Origin of the sequence: Paracandidimonas lactea, from assembly GCF_021653995.1 — a bacterium.
Taxonomy (GTDB): Bacteria; Pseudomonadota; Gammaproteobacteria; order Burkholderiales; family Burkholderiaceae_B; genus Allopusillimonas; species Allopusillimonas lactea.
In genome coordinates this window covers 170,086-191,200 of the sequence record NZ_JAJJOZ010000006.1, presented here as the reverse complement: position 1 = coordinate 191,200, position 21,115 = coordinate 170,086, and the positions used below count along the sequence as shown (strand labels likewise).

The window sequence follows — 21,115 nt, the reverse complement described above, 5'->3', positions numbered from 1 at the left end:
TGAACGGCCCTGCTGATTTGATGCTACCAGAGGAATCCCCCATGTACCAGGCAGAATTGCCTTCCCCGAGATTATTCGAACCGCTGCGCCTGCGGGATATCCGTCTCAAGAATCGTTTGGTTCTCGGCCCAATGCAGATGTATGTTGGCGAGAACGGCCATCTGACGGACTGGCATTTCCAGCATCTGGCGAAGTATGCCGTCGGCGGCTTCGGGACCGTGTTTACGGAAGGCCTGTGTGTTGAGCAGCGCGGCCGCAATACTTATGGCGACCTGGGGGTCTGGTCGGATGAGTTCGTGCCTAACCTTCGTCGTCTTGCAGGCAGCCTGCGCGCACTCGGCGCATCGCCTGCGGCACAGTTGCTGCATACAGGCCCCAAAGCCTGCCGCCAGCGCCCCTGGGAAGGGTACGGCATGCTGGGGCCGACGCAGTTTGCCAAGGGCGAACATCCCTGGACACCTATCGCGCCATCGGCCGTGCTGAAGAACCCCGGCTGGCTGCCTCCCGCAAAGATCCGAGAGGATGAGATCCCTGCCATTGTGGAAGCATTTGCATCCGCCGCGCGGCGGTGTGCGCAGGCCGATTTCGATATCCTGGAAGTGCACGCGGCGCATGGCTATCTGATTCACTCCTTTTATTCTCCGCTAGGCAACGACATGGACGGCCGCTACGGCGGCGACCGCCCCGGCCGGATGCGCCTGGCGCTGGAGATCGCGCGCGCCTGCCGGCGCAACTGGCCCGATCACAAGCCTCTTTTCTTCCGCTTGTCGTGCGTGGACGGCGCGGAGCGCGACGGCTGGACGATCGAAGACACCGTTGTTCTTGCTGCCGAACTGCGCCGGTGCGGCGTCGACCTTATCGATTGTTCTTCAGGCGGGATCGGGCGATTTTCCACGGCGCAGGTTACCGCGCGCCCGCCGATGTTCCAGGTTTCCTATGCGGAAAGGGTCCGCAAGGAAAACCCCGGCCTGCCCACCATGGCGGTCGGCTTGATCACCGAGCCCGCGCAGGCGGAACACATACTTGAGAATGAGCAGGCCGATCTGGTGATGTTGGCCAGGGAGGCGCTCTACAACCCGCATTGGCCGTTACAGGCAGCGGTCGCGTTGGGCGGCCCTGAATTCTATAACCACGTTTGGCCACCGCAGTACGGCTGGTGGCTCTATCGCCGCGCCCGCAGTCAGGCGCTCCTCACGCAGCAAACCTCCGAGCATTCGTAATCACATAGCCAACAAGGAGCTATCGATATGCATTGCAGCAGAAGAACGTTTATGGGCCAAGCCGCAAGCCTGGCCGCGGCGGCATCTCTACCTGGCCTGACACTTGCCGCCCCGGCGGCGTCATCCAAGGCCCTTCTTACCGTCGGATGCCAGAATCCACGCACGCTGAACCCCGCCGTACAGTCGGGAAACGTAACAGCCATGCCGGGTTCACAGCTTTTTGCCGGACTGGTGCTGATGGACGGCCATTTCAAGCCGGTACCCTACCTGGCGAAGTCATGGGAGGTTTCCAGCGATGGGCGCCTGTATCGCTTCTCTCTTGTCGATAACGCGAGTTTCCATGATGGGCGGCCTGTTACTGCCAAAGACATCGTCTTCTCCATCAACGCGGTCAAAGAGCATCACCCGTTGATGTCCGTCACCTACAAGGCGATACTGGACAGCGTGGCCGCGCCCGATCCGCGTACGGTGGAAATACGGCTGAAGCGACCGTTCACCGGCCTGTTCAGCCTGCTGACGCCGCCGCTGACCCCTATTCTTCCAGAGCACGTGTACGGCCCACATGCAGGCCCGTTGCGCGAGAACCCGGCAAACGACAACCCTGTCGGCTCAGGGCCATACAAGTTTGTCGAGTGGCAGCGTTCGAATCAGTTGCGCATGGTGCGCGCCGACAACTTTTTCCGAGGCAAACCGTACTTCGAGCAACTCGCCTTCAGCCTGAGCGAGGACTCCCTGAATAAAACGCTGATGCTGGAAAAAGGAGAGATAGATTATCTGCCATTCTCCTTTCTTCGCGTGTCAGATCTCATTCGGCTCAAGTCGAACAAAGACCTGATCGTTACCCCTGAAGGCTACAGCGCAATCGGGCCCGTGAACTATCTGGAGTTCAACCTGCGCGTCAAGCCGCTGGACGACCTCCGGGTCAGGCAGGCCATCGCGCATGCCATCGATAAGCAGTTCATTACCGAACGCCTGCATCGCGGCATGTCAAATCCCCTGCATGGCCCCTTCCACAGCCACAACGCCTACTACGACGAAGAAGCCGTCACCCTCTATGGCTACGATCTGGAAAAGGCCAAAACTCTGCTCGACCAGGCGGGCCTGCGCCCGGATGCACAAGGCATACGGGCGCGCTTCACACTAGACATACCCACCTTCGAGCCGGACAGCACGATACTGGTGGCCGATTATCTGAAACCCCAGTTGCGCAAGATCGGGCTGGACATCTCCCTGCGCAAAAGTGCCGACTTTGCAAGCTGGGCCAAACGCATCGGCGCCTGGGATTACCAGATGACCATGAACTCCACATTCAATTGGTCCGACCCGGTGGTCGGTGTGGACAGGTCGTTCCTGTCTTCGAACATCAAGCAGCAGGTTTGGACCAACACCGAAGGCTATGTCAACGAAAAAGTCGATGCGTGGCTGCGCCAGGCCGCCTCTGAAGCGGATCTGGAAGCGCGCAAGGCAATCTACCGGGAATTCCAGCGGCAGGTCACCACCGACCTGCCCTTTGTCTGGACCAATGAAGGCATCTATATGACGGTCTACAACAAGAAGCTCGCAAACATACCCGTTGGCGTGTTCGGCGGCCTAGCACCCTATGACCAGATCCACCATGCCTAGCGGCACCCGTATTTTCAGCCATTACGATTATCTGACCCGAAGCAGGAAGTAAAGCATGATCTCGATCTCTGCGGATGTTGGCGGCACGTTTACAGACATAATTCTGGCCGACGGAAGACAAAACCGTATCTACGCGGACAAGGTTTTGTCGACGCCAGGCTCCAGCCAGGCGATTATCAGCGGCATTCAACACATCTCGGAAAAGGCGGGCATCCTGCCTGCGGACATCGACGTGTTTGTGCATGGCTTCACCATCGCGACCAACGCGTGGCTCACACGCTCAGGAGCCCGCGTCATCCTGGCCACCACGCAAGGCTTCAGCGATGTACTTGAAATCGGCACGCAGCGCCGCCCCTTTCCTTATTCGCTCAAGCACGGCAAGCCGGTCCCACTTGCGCCACGCGCGCAGGTCGTGGAAGTGGACGAGCGCATGGATGCCTTCGGACAAGTCGTCCGCGAGCTGTCCGATGCACAGGCCACCGCTGCGGCGCGGCGGATCTGCGCCCTGGAGCCCGAGGCGGTGGCCATCAGCTTCCTGTTCAGTCATTTGAATCCTGCGCATGAGGATCGCCTGGCCGCCGCCATACATGCACTGCGCCCCGAGCTGACGGTGTACAAAAGTTCAGCCATCAATCCGCAAGCGCAGGAGTATCCCCGCACCAACACCACCGTCACCTCCGCGTACGTCGGCCCCATCGTGGACCGCTATCTACTGGATCTGCAGGCCGCGCTGCCGCGCATAGGCATGACCGCCCCCCTGCTGCTCATGCGCAGCGATGGTGGGGTTGCCACGACTGAAACCGCGCGCCGGCAACCCATCAACATGCTGCTGTCCGGGCCTGCGGGCGGGGTTGTCGCAGCGCTGTCGATTAGTCAGCGCAACCATATTCCCAACATCATTACCTTCGATATGGGCGGCACATCGGCAGACTTCTCGCTGATTGCGGAGGGACGCGCCATGACCGCCACAGAGCGAAACGTGGCGGGCGAGATCATACGGATGAACGCGCTGGACATCTCCACCATTTCCGCGGGTGGCGGCTCCATAGGCAGCGTGGATCTGGGCGGCGCTATCCGCGTGGGCCCCGAGTCGGCGGGTTCAGTGCCGGGGCCCGCATGCTATGGCCAGGGCGGCACACTTCCCACACTGAGCGACGCAGCCTTGGTGATGGGCCTGCTTGATAAGGACATGCGTTTGCCCAATGGGCTTGCGCTGGACCAAGAGCGAGCCGGCACCGCCATCAAAACGGAGATTGCGGACAAACTCGGCATATCGGTGGAGGAAGCCGCCTTCGGCATGGTCGCAATCGCCAACGCCCAGATGGCGCAGGCCATACGCAGTCTTTCTGTCGAGAAGGGTTTCGATGTCCGCGCCTTTTCGCTGTTGTCCTTCGGCGGTGCGGGTTCGCTCTTCGCACCCTTTCTGATGGAGGAACTGGATATGCGCGAGATCGTGATCCCCGCGCGCCCGGGCGTTTTCTCAGCGTCGGGGCTGTTGCTCAGCGACATCAAGTATCACTTCCAGAGTGCCTACGCCCGCGAGATCGACAACATTGACGCCGCAGACATCCAATCGGCTCTCGATGCACTGACGCGCCAGGCCGAAGCGGCATTTGACCGCGACGGTGTGCCCACCGACCGCCGGATCTTCCAGTTTTCGGCAGACATGCGGCATATCGGGCAAGTACATGAACTGGTTGTGCCCATCACGCCCAACCCCTCTGCCATGCCTGCCGCATCCACGTCCATGGCCGCACCCGTTGCGGGCCAAGCGTCTTCCTGGAACAGCGAGGACATGGTGCGGCGCTTTGTGCGGCAGCATGAGCAGGCATATGGATTTTCAGATATCACCATGCCTTGCGAAGTCGTCAATGTTCGACTGGAAGCCGTCGGCATGATAGATCGCCCCGATACAGAAGAACGCAAACCGCCCGCCTGCGCGGGAATGCCCCTGACCCATCGCCGGCTATACCTGGGCCCGGAAATGGGCTATTGCAATGCGGAAATCTATGCCCGCCACACGCTAGGGTTGAATCAGCGCATCGACGGCCCAGCTGTCATTACGCAGGCCGATACAACCATCCTTCTGCTGCCCGGACAGCACGGCTATACAGACGCAGGCGGATTGCTGCGCGTTTCCAGACACTCCACACAAGGCTGACACCACATGCTTGGCAACATCATTGATCGCGACGTATTTCAGTACCAGCTCATCTCCATCGCGGAAGAAATGTCGGCATCGCTTCGCAGGTCGGCGTTTTCGCCCATCATTTGGGACATGCTGGATTACTCCTGTGCCCTGCTGTCGCCTCAGGGCGAGCTGCTCGCCCAGGCGGAAACCATCCCAGCGCAGCTCGGGGTTCTTTCGTACGCGTTCCTGGGCATCACCAAAGAAATCCCCCTGCACACATGGCGCCAGGGCGACGTGCTGATCTGCAACGACCCTTACCGGGGCTGCACCCACACGCCGGATATCGTGCTGATGAGCCCCGTGTTCCATGAAGGCCAGATTGTCGCCATCACCGCCACGGTCGCGCACCACGTGGACATCGGCGGCAAGCTGCCTAGCACGACGGCCCCGGATAACCTCGAGGTTTTTGCGGAGGGGCTGATTTTCACGCCAATGCATCTGGTCAAGGAAGGCATACAGAACGACACCGTGTTTCGTTTCATATCCGGCAATGTGCGCAACCCACGGGCATGCTCAGGCGACCTGATCGCCCAGATCGCGGGTTGCCGCACGGGGGAAAAGCGGCTGCACGCTCTGGTGGCCAAGTACGGCGCGGATCGATTCAGCCATCTGATGAATGAGATTCTCGACTACGGGGAGCGCTTCATGCGCAACGCCATCAGCCGCATACCCGATGGCGTGTACAACGCAAGCATTTTGATCGAAGACGATGTATCCGGACCAACGCCAATCAACATCCAGGTTGCGGTTACCGTACAGGGAGACCGGATACGCGTTGATTACACCGGCAGCGATGCACAGCGCCGCAACGCCTTGAACTGCCCTTTGGCATCAACCTACTCCATGACGCTTTATGCGCTGCGCTGCATGACGGGGATGGATACACCCGCGAACGGTGGCTGCAACCGCGCTGTCGACATTGAGGTGCCCGAGGGCTCATTCCTGAACCCGTGGCGCCCCGCCGCGGTGGGCAACCGGCATTTCGCGCAACAAGCCGTTGCCGAATCCGTGCTGAAAGCCATGGCGGATGTGCTGCCCGACCACACGGCGGCGGGATGTCATATTTCATTTCCGACGTTTCGTGCCGGCGGGCTGGACACGCGCAAGGCCACCTTGGCGCAAAATGGCAAGCCGCGCTACTTCATCGTCCACGACATCATCGGCGGTGGCATGGGAGGTCACGCGGGTGGCGATGGCCTGTCCGCCGTGGATACCCATGGCGGAAACTGTGGCGTATTGTCGGCGGAGATCCTGGAAACCATCAGCCCCGTCCGCGTGCGACGCTCGGAGCTGATCGCGGATTCCGGCGGTCAGGGGCAATCGCGGGGTGGCCTGGCCATGCGCAGAGAATACGAGCTGCTGTGCGATAACCTGATCGTGAGCGTATTCTTTCAGCAGGGTGGTTCCGACACAGCACCCTGGGGAGCCCAAGGGGGGGGCAGTGGAAGGCCGGCAAGATCCAGCCTTCAGACGGCCGACGGGGCGACCCGGCCGCTCAGCACCAAGGAGATTGCCCTGCCGGTCAAGCGCGGCGACATCATTCGCCTGGAAAGCGCCGGCGGCGGCGGCTGGGGCCCCGTTTCACGCCGCACGCCCGATATGCGGCAATGGGACACACTGAACGGCTATGCAGCCGATCCGCAGCCATGATGACAAGCACGCCTCCCGCGTTTGTGAGCGACGAACACGACAGCTTCCGGACGTCGCTATGGCAGGCCACTTCGACCGAGCATTGCAGCTTTCCGACACTGCGTGGCCGCAAGCGCGCTCATGTGGCGATAATCGGCGGCGGCTACACAGGTCTGTCGGCCGCAATCACACTGGCCGAAAACCAGCGCGACACGATTGTGCTGGACGCTCGAGAACCGGGCTTTGGCGCATCCGGCCGCAATGGCGGCCAGGTAATCCCTGCGTTCAAATACGACCCCGACCGGCTGATCGCAAGCTATGGCGATACATTGGGGCAAACCATGCTTCGCATGATCGGCGCGACCGCCGACACGGTCTTCGATTACATCCGCCGCTACGACATCCAATGCGAGCCCGAGCAAGGCTGGGTACAGGTTGCCGACACGCGGAGCGGTGCATCAACACTGGAGGCCCGATTTCGTCAGTGGCAGTCTCGGGGCGCACCCGTCGAACTCTGGAATGCGGCGCGCCTCGCGGCCGCGACGGGCACACCGCAATACCATACGGGCCTGTACTTCAATAATGCGGGAACCGTGCAGCCACTGAGCTACGCACAAGGCCTGGCGCGCGCGGCCCATGCCGCTGGCGCACAGCTATATTCATACTCTCCTGCCACGCGGATCAGCCGCGAGGGGCCGCTATGGCAGGTGGACACCGACCACGGCTCCGTGCTCTGCGATATGCTGCTTATCGCCACCAACGGCTATACGACCGGACTCTGGCCCGGGCTGCGCGAATCGCTCGTACCGGTTTACTCCATGCAGATCGCCACCGAACCGCTGACCGAGCCGTTGAGGCGCGGCGTGCTGGCGGGTGTGCCTGCTGTCGCCGATATGCGCAATCTGGTCAGTTACTTTCGCCGCGACGCAAGCGGCCGATTCATATTCGGCACACGAGGCCCCTTCCGCGCCCGCCCGACCAGCCAGGACGCTCAACGCCTTACCGCCATGGCACGGCGCCTGTACCCCGTCCTTCAGAATGTAGAGTTCCCCTATCGATGGGCGGGACGTGTCGCCATGACAGCGGATCACGTCCCACATCTACACCAACTTGCGCCCAACGTGTTTACGGCCCTGGGCTATAACGGCCGCGGCGTGGCACTGGGCACCATGATGGGGAAAATACTCGCCAGCGCCTGCATCCACGGCTCGATCGAAGGGCTGCCCTATCCGGCGACACCGCTCAAACGCATCCCCTTGCATGCATTTCACATGGTCGGCGTGCATGCCATGATCGCGTACTACAAGCTATTGGACACGCTGAAAGGCTGAGTTGCGGGCACTGTAACGAACACTGGATGTGGAGGCTGATTTTGAATCAGCGACTCATCCCCCGCGCGCTGATCGGCCATACGGCTTCCACGCGCCCGTTCCGCACGGCAACGACGCTGTCATGCAGATTGAAGGTGGGGTCGCAATGGCCCGGAATCAAGCGGATTTTGTCGCCCAGCGCGGGGCCCTGCGCACCTTCGTCGATCTGCAGCATGCTGTGTTCGTCGTTGACGGCGACGCAGCGTACGCCAGGGCGGCCGGCTACACCCGGCATGCCGCTTTCGGCCGTCGTGGACTTCAGACCGGCATCAACCACTGCACGATCCTCCGAAGGAAGGCTCATCACCGTGGCCAGCAGAAACAGGCTGTTGCGAAACGACAGCGCATCGGTCCAGCCGATCGCACCGTAGTCGGCATCCATGAAGGCATAGGTGCCTGGCTGAATCTCGGTGAAGACGCCGCTGGCCACGTCGAACACGGCGGAGCCGGTGCCGCCGCCCGTCACAATGGGGCAGGCGATGCCGGCCTGTTCGAGCGCCGCCAGATAGGCGCGTACGCGCGCCAAGGCATCCTGCCAGGATGCCCTGCGCGATTCGACGCCGCGGATATGCTGCAGCCCCCCTTGGTATGCCTGTATACCCGCGAAATGTATCTGGGGCAGATCTTGGACGAGGCGTGCAAGCGCAACCAGCCCCTCCGGCGTCTGCAGCCCGCAGCGTCGTTGCCCGATATCGACTTCAACCAGGACACCCATGGTGTTACCCTGCTGGGCCAGCGCTTCCGACAATGCGCGCGCGGCGTCAGGGTGATCGACGCATACCGTGATTCGAGCCTGCCCGGCCAGACGGGTCAACAACGCCAGCTTGTCGGCGCCCACGACTTCATTGCTGACGTGGATGTCTTGCACACCAGCCGCAATAAACGGGATGACCTCGGACACTTTTTGGCAGCAGACACCCACCGCGCCTGCCGCAAGCTGGCGCCGCGAAAGCTCCGGGCAGCGGTGCGCCTTGGCATGCGGCCGCAGCGCAACGCCATGCCGCGCGGCCCATGCCTGCATCGTTTGCACGTTCGCCTCGAAGGCGTCCATGTCCAGAACGAGTGCGGGCGTATCAATCGCGGTAATGGGATCGCCCACGCGGGCAATCGGCGCCAACGCCAATGCCGCGCAGGCTACCGCGCCGTTTTCCTCGTCCTGTTTCCTGTTTTCCATAGCCGTCTCCGATAATCGTTATGTTTTATGGTGGCCCACGGCCCGCCGGCATCGTTATGCACCGGCAAGAGGCGCTGGCCGCCAACAATCGCTGCGGACAATGGCTGCCGACAGAAAACGCCGGCGAACCAGAGGTCTCGTCGGATTTTATCCGCGACGCGGTAAACTTTCCGCATGAATGTTACCGACACCTTCGCAACGCCGGCCGCCCCGGATTGGTCTGACGCACCGCCAGGGTGGAACTGGCTGGCGCAGGATGAAGACGGGCGATGGTTCTGGTACGCTGTCCAACCGCAGGCTGGCATCGGCGGCGGCGTCTGGCGCGCGCCACGCCGGGCGCAGCAATTCGCCGCACAGGGCACGCCTAATCCTGTATGGCATCAAACCTGCCATCAACGGCCGCCGGGCGGCAATACGCCGCGTTGATCCAACTCAACCGTTCGGATACCGCCACGACACCTGACGCGACTTGGGTTCTACAATAGAGGTTGTGCAGTCATCAACTCGAATGCGAGGATTGTATGGGTCATCTTTCCAAAGCGGATCTCCAGGCATTGGCAAACCAGCTTGCCGCACTCAAGCGGCAGGCACAGGCCGAAGTCGATGCAGCGAACGCAGAGTTCGCGCAGGACCAGGCAGATGGCGACCAGGACGTCGGCCCAATGGCCGACGAAGCCGAAGAGCTGCGGCTGCATGAAGTTCGCCATGGAGAACTGAAACTCGATCTGCAAACCCTCGCACAGATTGAAGCCGCCCAGGCCCGCATGCAGGAAGGCCTGTATGGCTTATGCATCACCTGCGGCCAGCCCATCGCCCGCGAGCGCCTGTTCGCCCTGCCTACCGCGATTCGCTGCACAGCCTGTCAAAGCCAGCATGAAGCCGGACGGCATTGACGCAGCGCCGGCTTCCGTCGTGCTAGCCCGGCCCACATGGGCTCACCACGCAGCGCCGCCCTTTTCGGTTTGCTTTTAGCGGCGTTGCGCCAGCCTTGGCACCCCGCTAGGCAACACTGATCCGCCTGCCTTCCGGATCAATCGTGATCGTGTCTCCTGTCTTGAGCAGCTGCACAAGGTCTTTGTCCCAGCCCTCTGTGATGGGCATATTGGCCAGCACCGCACCCTGCACCATAACGGGGTTGAGCTTTCCGAACACGAGCGCCAGCGGTGCAATGCCTTTGTGCAGCAGGTCGAAGAACGCCCAGCCGCCGGCTACACCGCCTTTTGAGGTTGGGATCACCAGGATTTTCCCCTTGACCGACTCGCCTTCGACGCTATGACCAATGCGGGAAATAATGCCGGTCACACGATCCAGATCGTAGCGAGGGCTGAAACCCTCGCGCATGACGAGAACCTGGCCGGTCACGGTGGGGCCCCATGCGCGGTCCACATGTACGATAGTGCTCACTTCAGGTCTCCCGTACAGGCAATGTCAACGCACTCGGCGGTGCGGCGCAGTACCGTGTTGAATCGATGGGCGGTGATGGTGTTGACGATCTTGGCGGAGTTGGAAACCAGGTTAGCCCATTCGTTTTCCTCCCTGATCTGCGTAAGACGCTGCAGGATATAGAAGCAGACACCCTGGAGCAGCGTTACGCCGGCCTTCTCCAGGGTATCAACATACCCCAGCCGTTTGGCGTCGCTATAGACTGCGTGGTTGGTGGTAACCACCACCGTCATATCGGGCGCCACGGTGCGCCCCTCGAACAGTTTCGCCAGCGTCTGCATCTCAAAGAGCGATTGCTGCGGCCCCGAAAACACGACGATGTTCTTGCGCGCATCGACATAGCGATAGGCATCGTAGACGTCTTGAATGTCTTTCTCGCTAACGGTGATGATGCTGCGCGGCGTGTTTCCGCCCAGCGCCTGCTCGGCGGTGGGCGCTTCGGGGGTGACGCCGACCATATGGAACATGGCCATGGAACCATAGCTGGCAAGGGACGCCCCCAGATGCTTGAGCGCATCGGGCGGCGGCGTAACCTTAATGCCATCGAACACGGGCACGGCGAAATAGTCTTGATTGGGGTGGCCGACGATTTTCCCTAACGAGCCCCAATCCGCCAGGTCCTCCATTGGCGCATCTACATTGACCAGTATGTTTCCGCGCCGCATCTCGTCCAGATGAAAACCGTAAGCGGGGGTGCGGCCGGTCAGCGCGGCCGCGAAACTGGATTTCCCCGCTTCGAAGTTGGTGCGTGCCCCGAACACCGAATTGGCGTAGATGACGGTGCCGGTATCTCCCCAGGCCACGTGCTCGCCCAGCTTGGGCTGATACACGGTCTGATAGTTGATGCAGGTGTCCGTAGTATTGATATCCATCTTGCGCAACTGAATCACCAGCTTGCGTTCCTTGTTTTCCTCGGCCTCGTCGGGCAGCAAGGCAGGCTCGTCGCTGAAATGCATACAGCGCGCGTTGCTGGTGGACGGCACGGCGCATTTCGCGCCCTCTTCAGCGATGCGCGTCATCATGTCCAAACCGCCGTCGCCCATGACTTCAATGTCGCCCATGACATGCGCGTTGGTGATCGGCACAAAGCGTTCGGCATTGAAGAACTTCCCGACCTCTATCTGGAACTTGATTGCCTCCTGCACCGCTTTGCCTTTTTCGCCATTGAGCATGGCGAGCTCTTCCTGGTTCAGTTTCATGCTTATCCTTGTGGCTCCTTGCCGGAGCACGCTGCGTCCTGACACTTATTTAACTGAGACATGTGCCGCTTTGATGATGTCGGCGTATTTACGGCGTTCGTTGTCGACAAACAGCTTGAAGCCCTCGGGGCTGCTGGGTGCCGCCGAGATGCCCTGATTCGCGAGTGATGCTTTGACTGCCTCGCCGCTGAGGGCGGTGCGGATATCTGCTGAGATCTTCCCGATGATGGCCCGCGATGTGCCTGCGGGCGCAAAGATGCCCTGCCAATTTTGGATATCGAAGCCTTTAAGGCCACTTTCATCCAACGATGGAATATCGGGCACGAGTTCGGATCTGGATTGGGTGGTAACCGCCAGCGCTTTCGCCTTGCCGGATTTGACGAACGGCAGGGCGGGCGGCAGCCCCGCGAAAAAAATCTGCACCTGGCCGCCAACCAGATCGGTAATTGCCGGTGCGCCGCCCTTATAAGGCACATGCAGGACATTTGTTTGCGTCATCAGCTTGAACAGTTCCCCCGCCAGGTGCTGGGGGCCGCCCGTTCCGGACGAGGCATAAGAGACTTTTCCGTTGTTCTGCTTGATGTAGTGAATCAGCCCCTGTGCATCGGTGGCGGGAACGGAAGGGTGGGCAACCAGCAGCAATGGCGCACTGCCGGCCTGAGACACAGGCGCCAGATCCTTCTGCGCGTTGTACTGCATCTCGGGATACAGAAGGGGATTGACGACTGTTTCGGCCGGTGAGCCCATTAGCAGCGTATAGCCATCGCCATTCGCCTTCGCCACGTAACCGGCTGCGATATTGCCGCCCGCCCCCGTACGGTTTTCCACCACGACGGTCTGGCCCCATATCTTTGACAACTCGGCCCCCAGAATGCGGGCGATGACATCGGTTGCGCCGCCAGCGGGAAACCCGACGATAATCTTGACGGCCTGTTCGGGGTAAGCGGCACTGGCACAGGGGGATATGAAAAACGGTGCCGCGAAAGCGGCAGACAGGACGACGCGCTTGATGTGTTGTAGTGTGCGCATTGCGTTGAGTCTCCTCTCAGAGGTTGGTTACTCCACCTTGCGTAGCGATGGAGCGATTTGCATCGGGCCCGATACGTTCAACTCAAACGCAAAAATCTCGGGCTGGATATGGAAGCGTGTCTGTTCCAGAACAATGCCGTCGCTGTCGAACGACGTTCGATCCATTTGCAGTGCCATGCTTTCGTCGCCCAAACCCATGAGCTCGGCGATGCGGGGCGGCGCCTGGGCGGCGCGAATAGACGTTGTGGCGCGCTCGACCTTGCGGTGTATAACGTCATGCAGCAGCGTATAAACGGGATACGTCTCGATCATCTGCCTGGATATTGTTTTGCCAAAGCACGAAACAGCTGCTTCCGCGACTGCGACAACCGCATCGCTGACGCGATAGACACGCGTAAACGCCGCCACCTCGCTATAGCCGCGAAACAGGGTCTCGCGGTTTGGGTTCGCGGCACCCGACAGGGTGAAATCGATCACCTCTGTTTCGGGTGTGTGGCCTTGGGCGATCAGGCTGTCATAGAAGCCGCGCAGCGCGTTCAGATCCTGGCTGACCTGGGGCCCCGAAACAAAAACACCTTTGCCCTGGCGGCTGACTACCAGCCCACGATCGGCCAACAGGCGCAGCGCTTGCCTGACCGTGACGCGGCTGACGTCGAAAAGCTGGGTCAGTTCGTATTCGGACGGCAGCTTCTCCAAAGGCAGCAGCCGCTTGGACGCGATGTCGTCCATTAGCTTCTCAGCCAACTGCAGATAAAGCGCCTTCTGCGCGTTTCGGTTCAGGGTTGTGCTCATGTGCGGATTCCTTGCGAACGGCAAATTCTATTTCTTGCATTAACATAAGTCAATACAAGTGAGAAAGTCCCGTTTTCCTCAGCTCGAATGTATCGATGCGCAGACACTGATGCATGGCGCCCCTCATGGGCAGAGGGCCGTGCCCTCCCGTCTCTCGGGTCTGCGGCTTTCGGTAGAATCCCCGCATTACACAATCGGCGGGAGACGAAGAATATGGAAGACGGCACGCCCAGCATCCAACTCCAACAAGGGCGTGTGCCTGTTCAAGCGTTGCTCGACGCCCAGCGCGCACCCGCAGTACTCGAAGCCCTCAAGCAGAATCCATATGGACGGGCACTGTTCTCCCCCGTCATCGACGGCGATGTAATCCGCGCGGACACAGACGCTTGCCGCGCGGTCGCAGCGGGACGAGCGGATGTTCTGGCGGGCCACCTCGCGTAACCCGCTTGTGCATGGGTTCCATGGGGGTCGGCTAGGCACCATCCCCGGTTCGGGCCGGCTTCCCATCTCCTTTTTCCTTTTTGCTTTCGGGCACATAGATCATCCGCCCGTCGTCCAGCCGGTAGGTGGTGCCGGCGCGTGTCCCGTGGCCCTGGCCGATCTGCCCGCTGGCTTCGTAACGGGTGAGCTCCCGGCCTTCTTTGATGGTGATGCGCATATCGGGTTCACCGGGGTTTTCGATGACGGTGACTTTGGCGGACGAGTAGGGATTGAGCGGGTTGGTGGCGATGACGATCATCAGTATGCCGATAACGACAAGAAAGAGATCGATCAGGTTGACGACGGAAAGAATGGGGTCGTCGGCGTCTTCGTGGTCTAGAAAGCGCATCAGGGCTGGCTCCCGCTGCGTTCCGCCGCGCGCAGCTCTTCCAGCAGCCAACGCCGGCGAATGATGAGGATGAAATAGGTGATGCTGGCGCTGACCAGCGCAAGGATGACTGCGGAAAACGCGACGACGAGGTTTTCGCCAACGGCCGCCGCACGGCCTTCGCCCAGCGCCAGCAGGGCTGGCCCCATCGGGATCATGGTGGCGACCAACCCCAGCATGGGCGAGGTGCGCGACACGATGCGCAGCCCTTCCAGCTTTTTCATGATGCGCAGCTCCAGATCGGGGCTTTGCACAGCCGGCGTGATTGCCAGCATAGGGCAGTAACTGCCGCGCGCGCGCTGGAAAAGCTCTACCAGAAACATACCTAGGGCAACGCTGGCATATGCAAGCGAAGCAGCGATCAGCAGCTGCACAGGAAATAGGAAAAGGTGGGAAAGGTCGTAAAGACCCGCTTCAAATTCATGCATTGTTCTCTCACGCTTGATAATGATGGTTCATCGAATCGGCGCGCGCAGCGTATTGCCGCGCCATTGCAGGCAGCCGCCCAGCACTGCCAGGCCCAGCAGGCCAAGCAGCAGCGCCAGCGTCTGCCCAGTATCGGCGGCTTCGGCTGATTGAGCTACAGGCTCTAGCGCCAGGCCCTGAACCTGCTTGGCCGCGGAGCCGTCCTCGGCAGCGTCCGCAGGATGGTCGGGCTCGATCAACGCCGGCGCATCCGCGGCATCCGCCGAAGACGCCGGCATATCCGGCGCCGCCATGCCGTACCCTGCCGCCATCGCGGCGATGCTGTCTTTGGTGATCTGCGCACCGGTGTTCACACCGTGCTCGGTTTCGAGTTCTCGCCAACGCGCCGCAAGCCGCTGGCGCGTTTCGGCGGGCGCATCCCAATAACCTTTCCGTATCGCCTCGGCCATGCGTTCAATGATCTGAGCCTGCGCGGTAGGATTGTGCCGTTCGAAATAGGCGTTCATGTCCAGCTTCCGCTTGTCGTCTACATAAACATCGAACATGGCCTGCCATTGATCGCTGCGCACGGTTGCGGGATCCATCACCTGCCAGCCGAACAGATTGTTGGCGGTGTTCAGCATGGTCAAGGTGCCGGCATAGCCCTCCGCCTGCATGCCTTGTATCCAATGGGGATTCAGATACCGCACGCGCAGTTCGTTCGACAGAAATCGCGACAGCGTTGCTGTGGCGGGCGTGCCCTTGCGCAGATCCGATACATACAGCGCCGCACGTTCGCCGCTGACATGGCGTATGGCCGCTGACAGCCCGCCCAGGAACTCGAACGGATGGTCGCTGGACAACACCCCGTGCAGATTGGAAGATCGCGCCAGAACCGCCGCCTGTGCGCCTTTCAGTTGCTCCGCAAAAAGGTTTGCGGCCTGGGGTGCAACGCCCCAATGCCGCACGCCGAACCCAAACTGCGCGCTATCCAGAAAGCGTTTGGCCAGCTCCGCATCGTCCTGCCATTCGGTGGAGCGCAAGGCGAGATCGGGCACACCGGTACCATAAGCACCCGGTGCGTTGCCGAAGATGCGCAACCGGGCGAGCTCGGCGGCCTGCCCGGCGTCCATGCCTTGCGCACCCAGGGCGGCGGCAATGCGCGCACTGTTGGCAGCAACGGGGTTGCCTGCCTCGTCCAGCGCGGCAATGCGCTCAATGGCGTCGGCCAGCAGCCGCATGAAGCCATCGGACTGGTCGCGATACACCCCGGTGACCTGCACCACCACGTCCACGCGAGGGCGTCCAAGCTCGCGCGCGGGAATGATCTCCAGCGCGCGCACGCGGCCGCTGGGTTCCCACACAGGGCGCAAGCCTAATGCATGCAGCACTTGTGCCTCGGTGACGCCCAAATGGCGCACGGCTTCGGACGACCACAGGCTGAAGGCCAGCTTTTCGGGCCAGGCGCCGTCATGATCGCCGCGAAAAGCCTGGATCAATTGATCGAAGGCTTCGCGCCCCGCGTCGAATGCCGCTCGGGTGGGGAGATGATCGGGCTCGAAGGCATACAGGTTTCTGCCGCTGCGCACATCCAGATTTCGCACGGGATCCCCGCCCGCCCCTGGCGGTACGAAACGCCCTTCCAGACCGGCAAGCAGCGCCTCGATTTCGTTGGGTGCGGCGAGCGCCGCGTCCAGCGCACGGGCGCGCGCAATAAAGGGGGCCAGCTTCCCCGGCGGCATTGCACCCGCATCCGGGCGCCCAGCGTCGGTGCCGCCCGCTTCCGTTTCGGCAGGGTGCAGATGTGCCTGAAGCGTCCCGAAAGGCGCCGTCTGTTCCAATGCCTTGAAATCCGTTGCGAACAGTTCGTCGGCCTGTGCGCCGACAGCGTCGTAGAACGGCTTGCCCAACTGCTGGACGATGGTTGCAAGCCGATGCGCCGGCGAGGCGGCCTGCCCGAAGGTGTGCAAGCCCAACGGCATGGCCGTGCGCGCCAGCTCATGCAGATGGTCGTGCAGGACAGGCAAGAAACCGTCGATATCCCGGCGCACATCCTGCGCCGCCCAACCCAGATCGGCCTCCATACCGGCCGAAATAGCCGCTTCCGCCAGTGCTGCGCCGGTTTTGCGGCGTGCCGCGCCTTCGTCGAGCTGCGTGTACTCGTGCACCAGGTGATGGATATCGCGCAGCTCGTCGTACAGCCCTGACGGAGCGAACGGCGGCGTCTGGTGGCTGACTGTGACAGCCCGCCCGCGCCGACGCGCCTGCAGGGCTTCACCCACATTGTCTTGAATGTATGGGTAGAACACCGGCACGTCGCCCACGGCCAGGAAGGGATCGTCGTCAGCGGCCAACCCGCGATCCTTGCCGGGCAGCCATTCCTGTGTGCCGTGCGTGCCTAAGTGCACGATCGCGTCCGCGTGCTCCCGTACGTACAAGTAGGCCGCCATGTACAGATGGTCGGGAGGCGCCTTGGTATCGTGATAGTGCGCACTGGGCGTGCGCCCGCGTGGCATTTGCGGCATGATCACCAGCTTGCCGCGCTTAAGGCGCGGGATGATGAAGCAAGGCTCGCCATCCACGGTACGCACGGCCCAATGCGCAGCCGGGTCGCCGCCATGCGCATAAGCATGGCGCCTGGCCGGCGCCAGGCTTTTCAGCCAGTGCGTATAGCGCCGCACCGGGAAGGCTTCTGCCAGATCGCGTGCCAGCAGGTCTTCCAGCGACACTGAACCATATAGCGCACCCAACATGGCCTGGCCGGCAGCGATCATCTCTTGCTCGCCGACAGCCGTTACCACATAACCCGCCTGAGCCAGCTTTGCAGTGATGACCTGGATACTGGCGGGCACATTCAGATGTGAGGCCGACAGGTTTTTCTCGCCTGCGGGATAATTCCAGAACAGGAGGGCAAGCTGTTTTTCTGCGGCAGGTTTGCGGCGCAGGCTGACGAGCGCCTTGGCCTTGCCCGCCAGCGCGTCGACCTGGCCCGGCAACGGTAGCTGCGCGCCGTTTTCGACAACGCTCAGCACCAACGGATCCATCATGCCCCAGCCTTCGGGGCCCGCCATAAGCACGGCGGCAGTGCGGGCAGGCATGCCCGACGCGGCATCCCGCCATGCCTGCTGCCCGCCACTACGAAAACCGACCGTCTGGATGACAGGAATATCGAGTTCGGCGAACTCGGCCTTACGCGCCTGCCCGTTCACCATATGTGTAAGGTTGATCAGCACATCGAAGCGACCAGGTTCCGCGACCGCCCTCAGCCCGCGCGGATCAGCGCCGTTGAACCAGAACACAATGGGCAGCAGGCCCTGCTGCTCGATGCGGGCGACCAGCGCATCGACGACCGCCGTCTGCATGTCTGCAACCGCCCCGCTATGAATAACGATGCCGACACGCCCAGCGGGCGCTCGCCAGCGCGCCTGGCCCCAGGCAAGATAGGCGCCCAGCGTATCGAAAACCTGCGACGCGCCAGGGTGGTAAAAGCCCACGGCCGGTAAACGCTGTGGCGGGGGGAACGCAAACAGATCGTCTCCCGCTGGCCGCGCACTAACTGCCCTGAAGAACTCGGCCATATTGGCAGCGCCGCCGGCCGCGTAATAGCCGATCAGCAGCCGCGCCTGACTGCTGGTGAGCCCACCCCAGGCTGGCGTGCCACCGCCTATCGCGAGCCAGGGTGTATTTGATGACTGCAAGGCTGCGCCCAGCGCGGCTTCGACACGGGCGCGGTCGCTGGGGCGTGGAACATCGAGTACGAGAAAGTCCGCACCCAACAGCCACTGCTCGGGCTTCACGGCCTCGGCCTCCACATCGATATGCTCAAGGTGCACACCCGCACGCCCGGCTACCGGCTGCAGCGCCCGAAACTTGGCCGGCAATACAAAGCCGCTGGTGAGTACGCGAATTGTCAGCGGCGTGCCTGGCGACGATGCGTGCGCCGGCGCCGCAGCCAGCAGCATAGTGAGCGCGGCGATGATCAATGCAATGCAGCGCATGAATCAGAACCTCGCCTGCAGGCCCGCGACATAACGCCGCCCAGGATTCGCATAAGCGTATTCGTCGGAATCATCAGCGAGCCGCACGTCGCCGATGTTTTCGACGCCAAGTCTCAGGTTGACATGTTTACTCAGCGCATAATCGCCATAGGCGGATACGAAGCTGTAACCGCCCTGCCGCCCGCTGCCTGAGGACGTCTTTTGGGGGCCAACATAGTTGACGCGTACAGAGGCAGTCAGCTTCGCGAGGGGCGCCCACTTGAGCGTGGCATTGGCCGCATGGCGCGAACGGCCAATGAGACGCTCGTCCGTCGTACGGTCCTTCGCATCGAGATAGGTATAGTTGGCATCCAGCGCCATGCTCCAAGGCAATTCGACGCCGCCTCCCAGCTCAACGCCGCGAATGCGTGCTTTGTGGACATTTTGGTAGGTCCAGAGCGCACCAGGGCGACCCGTGCAGCCCACGATGCACGCGGCCTGGATCAGGTTGGTAATATCGTTCTGAAACGCCGTGGCGCGGGCGGACCATATGCCTTCTTCGTAGTCGACCCCGGCTTCGAACGATAGGTTCTTTTCGGGTTTCAGGTCTGGGTTGCCGACGATGGTGAAACGGCCGCCAGCGATGATCGCTTCATACTCGGGCGAAAGCTGCTTCAGGGTGGGTGCCTTGAAGCCGCCGCCCACCCCGCCTTTGAGTGTCAGGGCGTCTGTGGCGTGGTAAAGCAGGTAGGCGCGCGGGCTGGCTTCCCAGCCAAACGCCGAATGCCGGTCAAACCGGCTGCCCAGCACAAGTTCCCATTGGTCGCCCAGTACGATTTCGTCTTGAATGAAAGCGGCAAAGTGCGTTTGGCTGGCCTTGCCGCGATGATTGACCGTTGGGTCTTCGAGATGTTCGCCGCGTACTTCGCCGCCCAGCGTGAAACGGTGGCCGGCCAAGGGAGAAAACGCCACCTGCGCATCGCCCACAGTATCCACAAAACGATGCGACCCCCATACGGGCGCGCCTTGGGTACGTGCGCTGTCGCGCGAGAGCGTGGTGCGATACACGCGCACGCGGCTGTCGCCCCAGCCCCATTTCCCCTCGTGCGACAGCGCAAGCCGCGTACGCCGAAGGTCTTCCTCGGAACGATAGTATCGCGGGTAGCGACCCGCACCCATCGTATCGCGCCAGCGGTTTTCTTTGCCCGCCCCGTAGGAAAGATCGATGCGCTGCTGGGCATCAGGCGTCCATGTCAAGGCCATGTTTCCGTTGAACGCCTCTTGTTCGCCCATGGACGTACGCCTGGGGTTCTGGGCGGACACCATTGCGTCCTGGTGCTGAAACTGGCCCCATAGGCTCATGCCAAGTACGCCCGGAAGCAGCGGGCCGCTCACGTATGCCCCGGCGGTGCGCAGGTCGCCGCCGCGGCTGTGCTCCGGCCAGGCGCCAAAGCTGGACAACTCACCGCGCCATGTATCTGTGGGTGCCCGCGTGATCACATTGACGACGCCGCCAAGTGCCTCGGAACCGTAGAGCGACGACATCGGCCCGCGAACGACTTCGATGCGTTCGATCGCGACCGCGGGCACCCAGCCGAGCTCGAAGTCGGAGTGCGCAACGGCCGACGATGAATTGCTGATGCGCATGCCGTCCACTAAAAACAAACTATGATCAGGCCGCATGCCCCGTATGGACACGCCGCGGCGCCCCATGCCTATGCCCGCCAGCCCCACACCAGGCTCCCCTTCCAGGGCATCGGCCAGATTGCGTACCGGGCGTTCGCGCAATGTATCGCCCTCGACAACCGAGATGCTTGCAGGCGCATCGCGCAACGCGCGCTCGCCGGATGTGGCTGTGACCACAATGGGTGCCAGGGTGGGCGCTGCATCGTCCGCTGGCTGCGCCGTTGCCGCGCCGTGCGCCCCCACCCCCAGCACCGCCGCAACCAGTACGGCTTTTTCGCGTGTTTTTATGCATCGAAGCACGATTTCCCCTTTCTCTTGCACTTGAACAGTCTTGTGCATGGCCAAGAATGCAATGTTATAACATTGCTTATATTGCCCATGGGAAATACTGACATCAGCACGGCTGATGCAGCACGCACTCGCTGTGGGGCTGTGGGGCTGTGGGGCTGTGGGGCTGTGGGGCTGTGGGGCTGTGGGGCTGTGGGGCTGTGGGGCTGTGAGGCTGTGGG

General features: G+C 61.8%; 17 protein-coding genes. 8 read left to right on the top strand and 9 right to left on the bottom strand.

The annotated features are described in order from the left end of the window. Positions 1-41 precede the first annotated feature (41 nt). Genes LOL23_RS12530 through LOL23_RS12510 form a run of 5 tightly spaced genes read left to right on the top strand, consistent with a single transcriptional unit; the run spans position 42 to position 7,994 of the window. Positions 42-1,220 (top strand): NADH:flavin oxidoreductase/NADH oxidase, encoded by a 1,179-nt coding sequence (locus tag LOL23_RS12530; RefSeq protein WP_160980919.1) that lies wholly within the window; start codon positions 42-44, stop codon positions 1,218-1,220. A gap of 51 nt (positions 1,221-1,271) precedes the next feature. Beyond that, a complete protein-coding gene (locus tag LOL23_RS12525) occupies positions 1,272-2,843 on the top strand; it encodes an ABC transporter substrate-binding protein (RefSeq protein WP_237173683.1) in 1,572 nt (523 codons plus the stop codon). Between the two features lie 55 nt (positions 2,844-2,898). Further along, the gene (locus tag LOL23_RS12520; RefSeq protein ID WP_237173682.1) at positions 2,899-5,004 is read left to right on the top strand and encodes a hydantoinase/oxoprolinase family protein; all 2,106 of its coding nucleotides are present in this window, start codon (positions 2,899-2,901) and stop codon (positions 5,002-5,004) included. Positions 5,005-5,010: 6 nt separating this feature from the next. Beyond that, entirely contained in the window at positions 5,011-6,684 is a 1,674-nt protein-coding gene (locus tag LOL23_RS12515) for a hydantoinase B/oxoprolinase family protein (RefSeq protein WP_160980925.1), read from the top strand. After that, positions 6,681-7,994 carry an NAD(P)/FAD-dependent oxidoreductase gene (locus LOL23_RS12510; RefSeq protein WP_160980927.1) on the top strand — a complete coding sequence of 438 codons (1,314 nt, stop codon included), beginning with the start codon at positions 6,681-6,683 and terminating at the stop codon, positions 7,992-7,994. The genes LOL23_RS12515 and LOL23_RS12510 overlap by 4 nt, the downstream gene beginning before the upstream one ends. 46 nt (positions 7,995-8,040) lie before the next feature. Here LOL23_RS12510 and LOL23_RS12505 read toward each other — a convergent pair whose 3' ends face one another. After that, positions 8,041-9,207: a DSD1 family PLP-dependent enzyme gene (locus tag LOL23_RS12505; protein ID WP_237173681.1), complete on the bottom strand. Its 1,167-nt coding sequence runs from the start codon at positions 9,205-9,207 to the stop codon at positions 8,041-8,043. A gap of 174 nt (positions 9,208-9,381) precedes the next feature. On the opposite strand from LOL23_RS12505, the gene LOL23_RS12500 reads away from it, so the two are divergent. Beyond that, positions 9,382-9,633, top strand: coding sequence for a hypothetical protein (locus LOL23_RS12500; RefSeq protein WP_160980931.1), 252 nt, complete (start codon positions 9,382-9,384; stop codon positions 9,631-9,633). A 95-nt stretch (positions 9,634-9,728) separates the two neighbouring features. After that, the gene (locus tag LOL23_RS12495; RefSeq protein WP_237173680.1) at positions 9,729-10,100 is read left to right on the top strand and encodes a TraR/DksA family transcriptional regulator; all 372 of its coding nucleotides are present in this window, start codon (positions 9,729-9,731) and stop codon (positions 10,098-10,100) included. 106 nt (positions 10,101-10,206) lie between these two features. On the opposite strand, the gene LOL23_RS12490 is transcribed toward LOL23_RS12495, so the two are convergent. The 4 genes from LOL23_RS12490 to LOL23_RS12475 are packed head-to-tail and all read right to left on the bottom strand — an operon-like array spanning position 10,207 to position 13,670. Continuing rightward, positions 10,207-10,611: an aconitase X swivel domain-containing protein gene (locus LOL23_RS12490; protein WP_160980933.1), complete on the bottom strand. Its 405-nt coding sequence runs from the start codon at positions 10,609-10,611 to the stop codon at positions 10,207-10,209. Then, the gene (locus LOL23_RS12485; protein WP_237173679.1) at positions 10,608-11,849 is read right to left on the bottom strand and encodes an aconitase X; all 1,242 of its coding nucleotides are present in this window, start codon (positions 11,847-11,849) and stop codon (positions 10,608-10,610) included. Before LOL23_RS12485 ends, LOL23_RS12490 begins: the two co-directional genes overlap by 4 nt. A 45-nt stretch (positions 11,850-11,894) precedes the next feature. Further along, entirely contained in the window at positions 11,895-12,878 is a 984-nt protein-coding gene (locus tag LOL23_RS12480; protein WP_160980937.1) for a Bug family tripartite tricarboxylate transporter substrate binding protein, read from the bottom strand. 27 nt (positions 12,879-12,905) lie between these two features. Continuing rightward, a complete protein-coding gene (locus LOL23_RS12475; protein ID WP_160980939.1) occupies positions 12,906-13,670 on the bottom strand; it encodes a GntR family transcriptional regulator in 765 nt (254 codons plus the stop codon). 213 nt (positions 13,671-13,883) lie between these two features. On the opposite strand from LOL23_RS12475, the gene LOL23_RS12470 reads away from it, so the two are divergent. Beyond that, positions 13,884-14,111, top strand: a complete 228-nt coding sequence (locus LOL23_RS12470; RefSeq protein WP_160980941.1) for a hypothetical protein — start codon at positions 13,884-13,886, stop codon at positions 14,109-14,111. Between the two features lie 31 nt (positions 14,112-14,142). On the opposite strand, the gene LOL23_RS12465 is transcribed toward LOL23_RS12470, so the two are convergent. Genes LOL23_RS12465 through LOL23_RS12450 form a run of 4 tightly spaced genes read right to left on the bottom strand, consistent with a single transcriptional unit; the run spans position 14,143 to position 20,945 of the window. Then, positions 14,143-14,499, bottom strand: coding sequence for a DUF2149 domain-containing protein (locus LOL23_RS12465; protein ID WP_160980943.1), 357 nt, complete (start codon positions 14,497-14,499; stop codon positions 14,143-14,145). Further along, a complete protein-coding gene (locus tag LOL23_RS12460; RefSeq protein ID WP_160980945.1) occupies positions 14,499-14,966 on the bottom strand; it encodes a MotA/TolQ/ExbB proton channel family protein in 468 nt (155 codons plus the stop codon). The genes LOL23_RS12465 and LOL23_RS12460 overlap by 1 nt, the downstream gene beginning before the upstream one ends. Positions 14,967-14,993: 27 nt before the next feature. Beyond that, complete coding sequence (gene cobN / locus LOL23_RS12455; RefSeq protein WP_237173678.1) at positions 14,994-18,941, bottom strand: cobaltochelatase subunit CobN; 3,948 nt, start codon at positions 18,939-18,941, stop codon at positions 14,994-14,996. A gap of 3 nt (positions 18,942-18,944) precedes the next feature. Beyond that, the gene (locus tag LOL23_RS12450; RefSeq protein ID WP_237173677.1) at positions 18,945-20,945 is read right to left on the bottom strand and encodes a TonB-dependent receptor domain-containing protein; all 2,001 of its coding nucleotides are present in this window, start codon (positions 20,943-20,945) and stop codon (positions 18,945-18,947) included. Between the last annotated feature and the right edge of the window lie 170 nt (positions 20,946-21,115).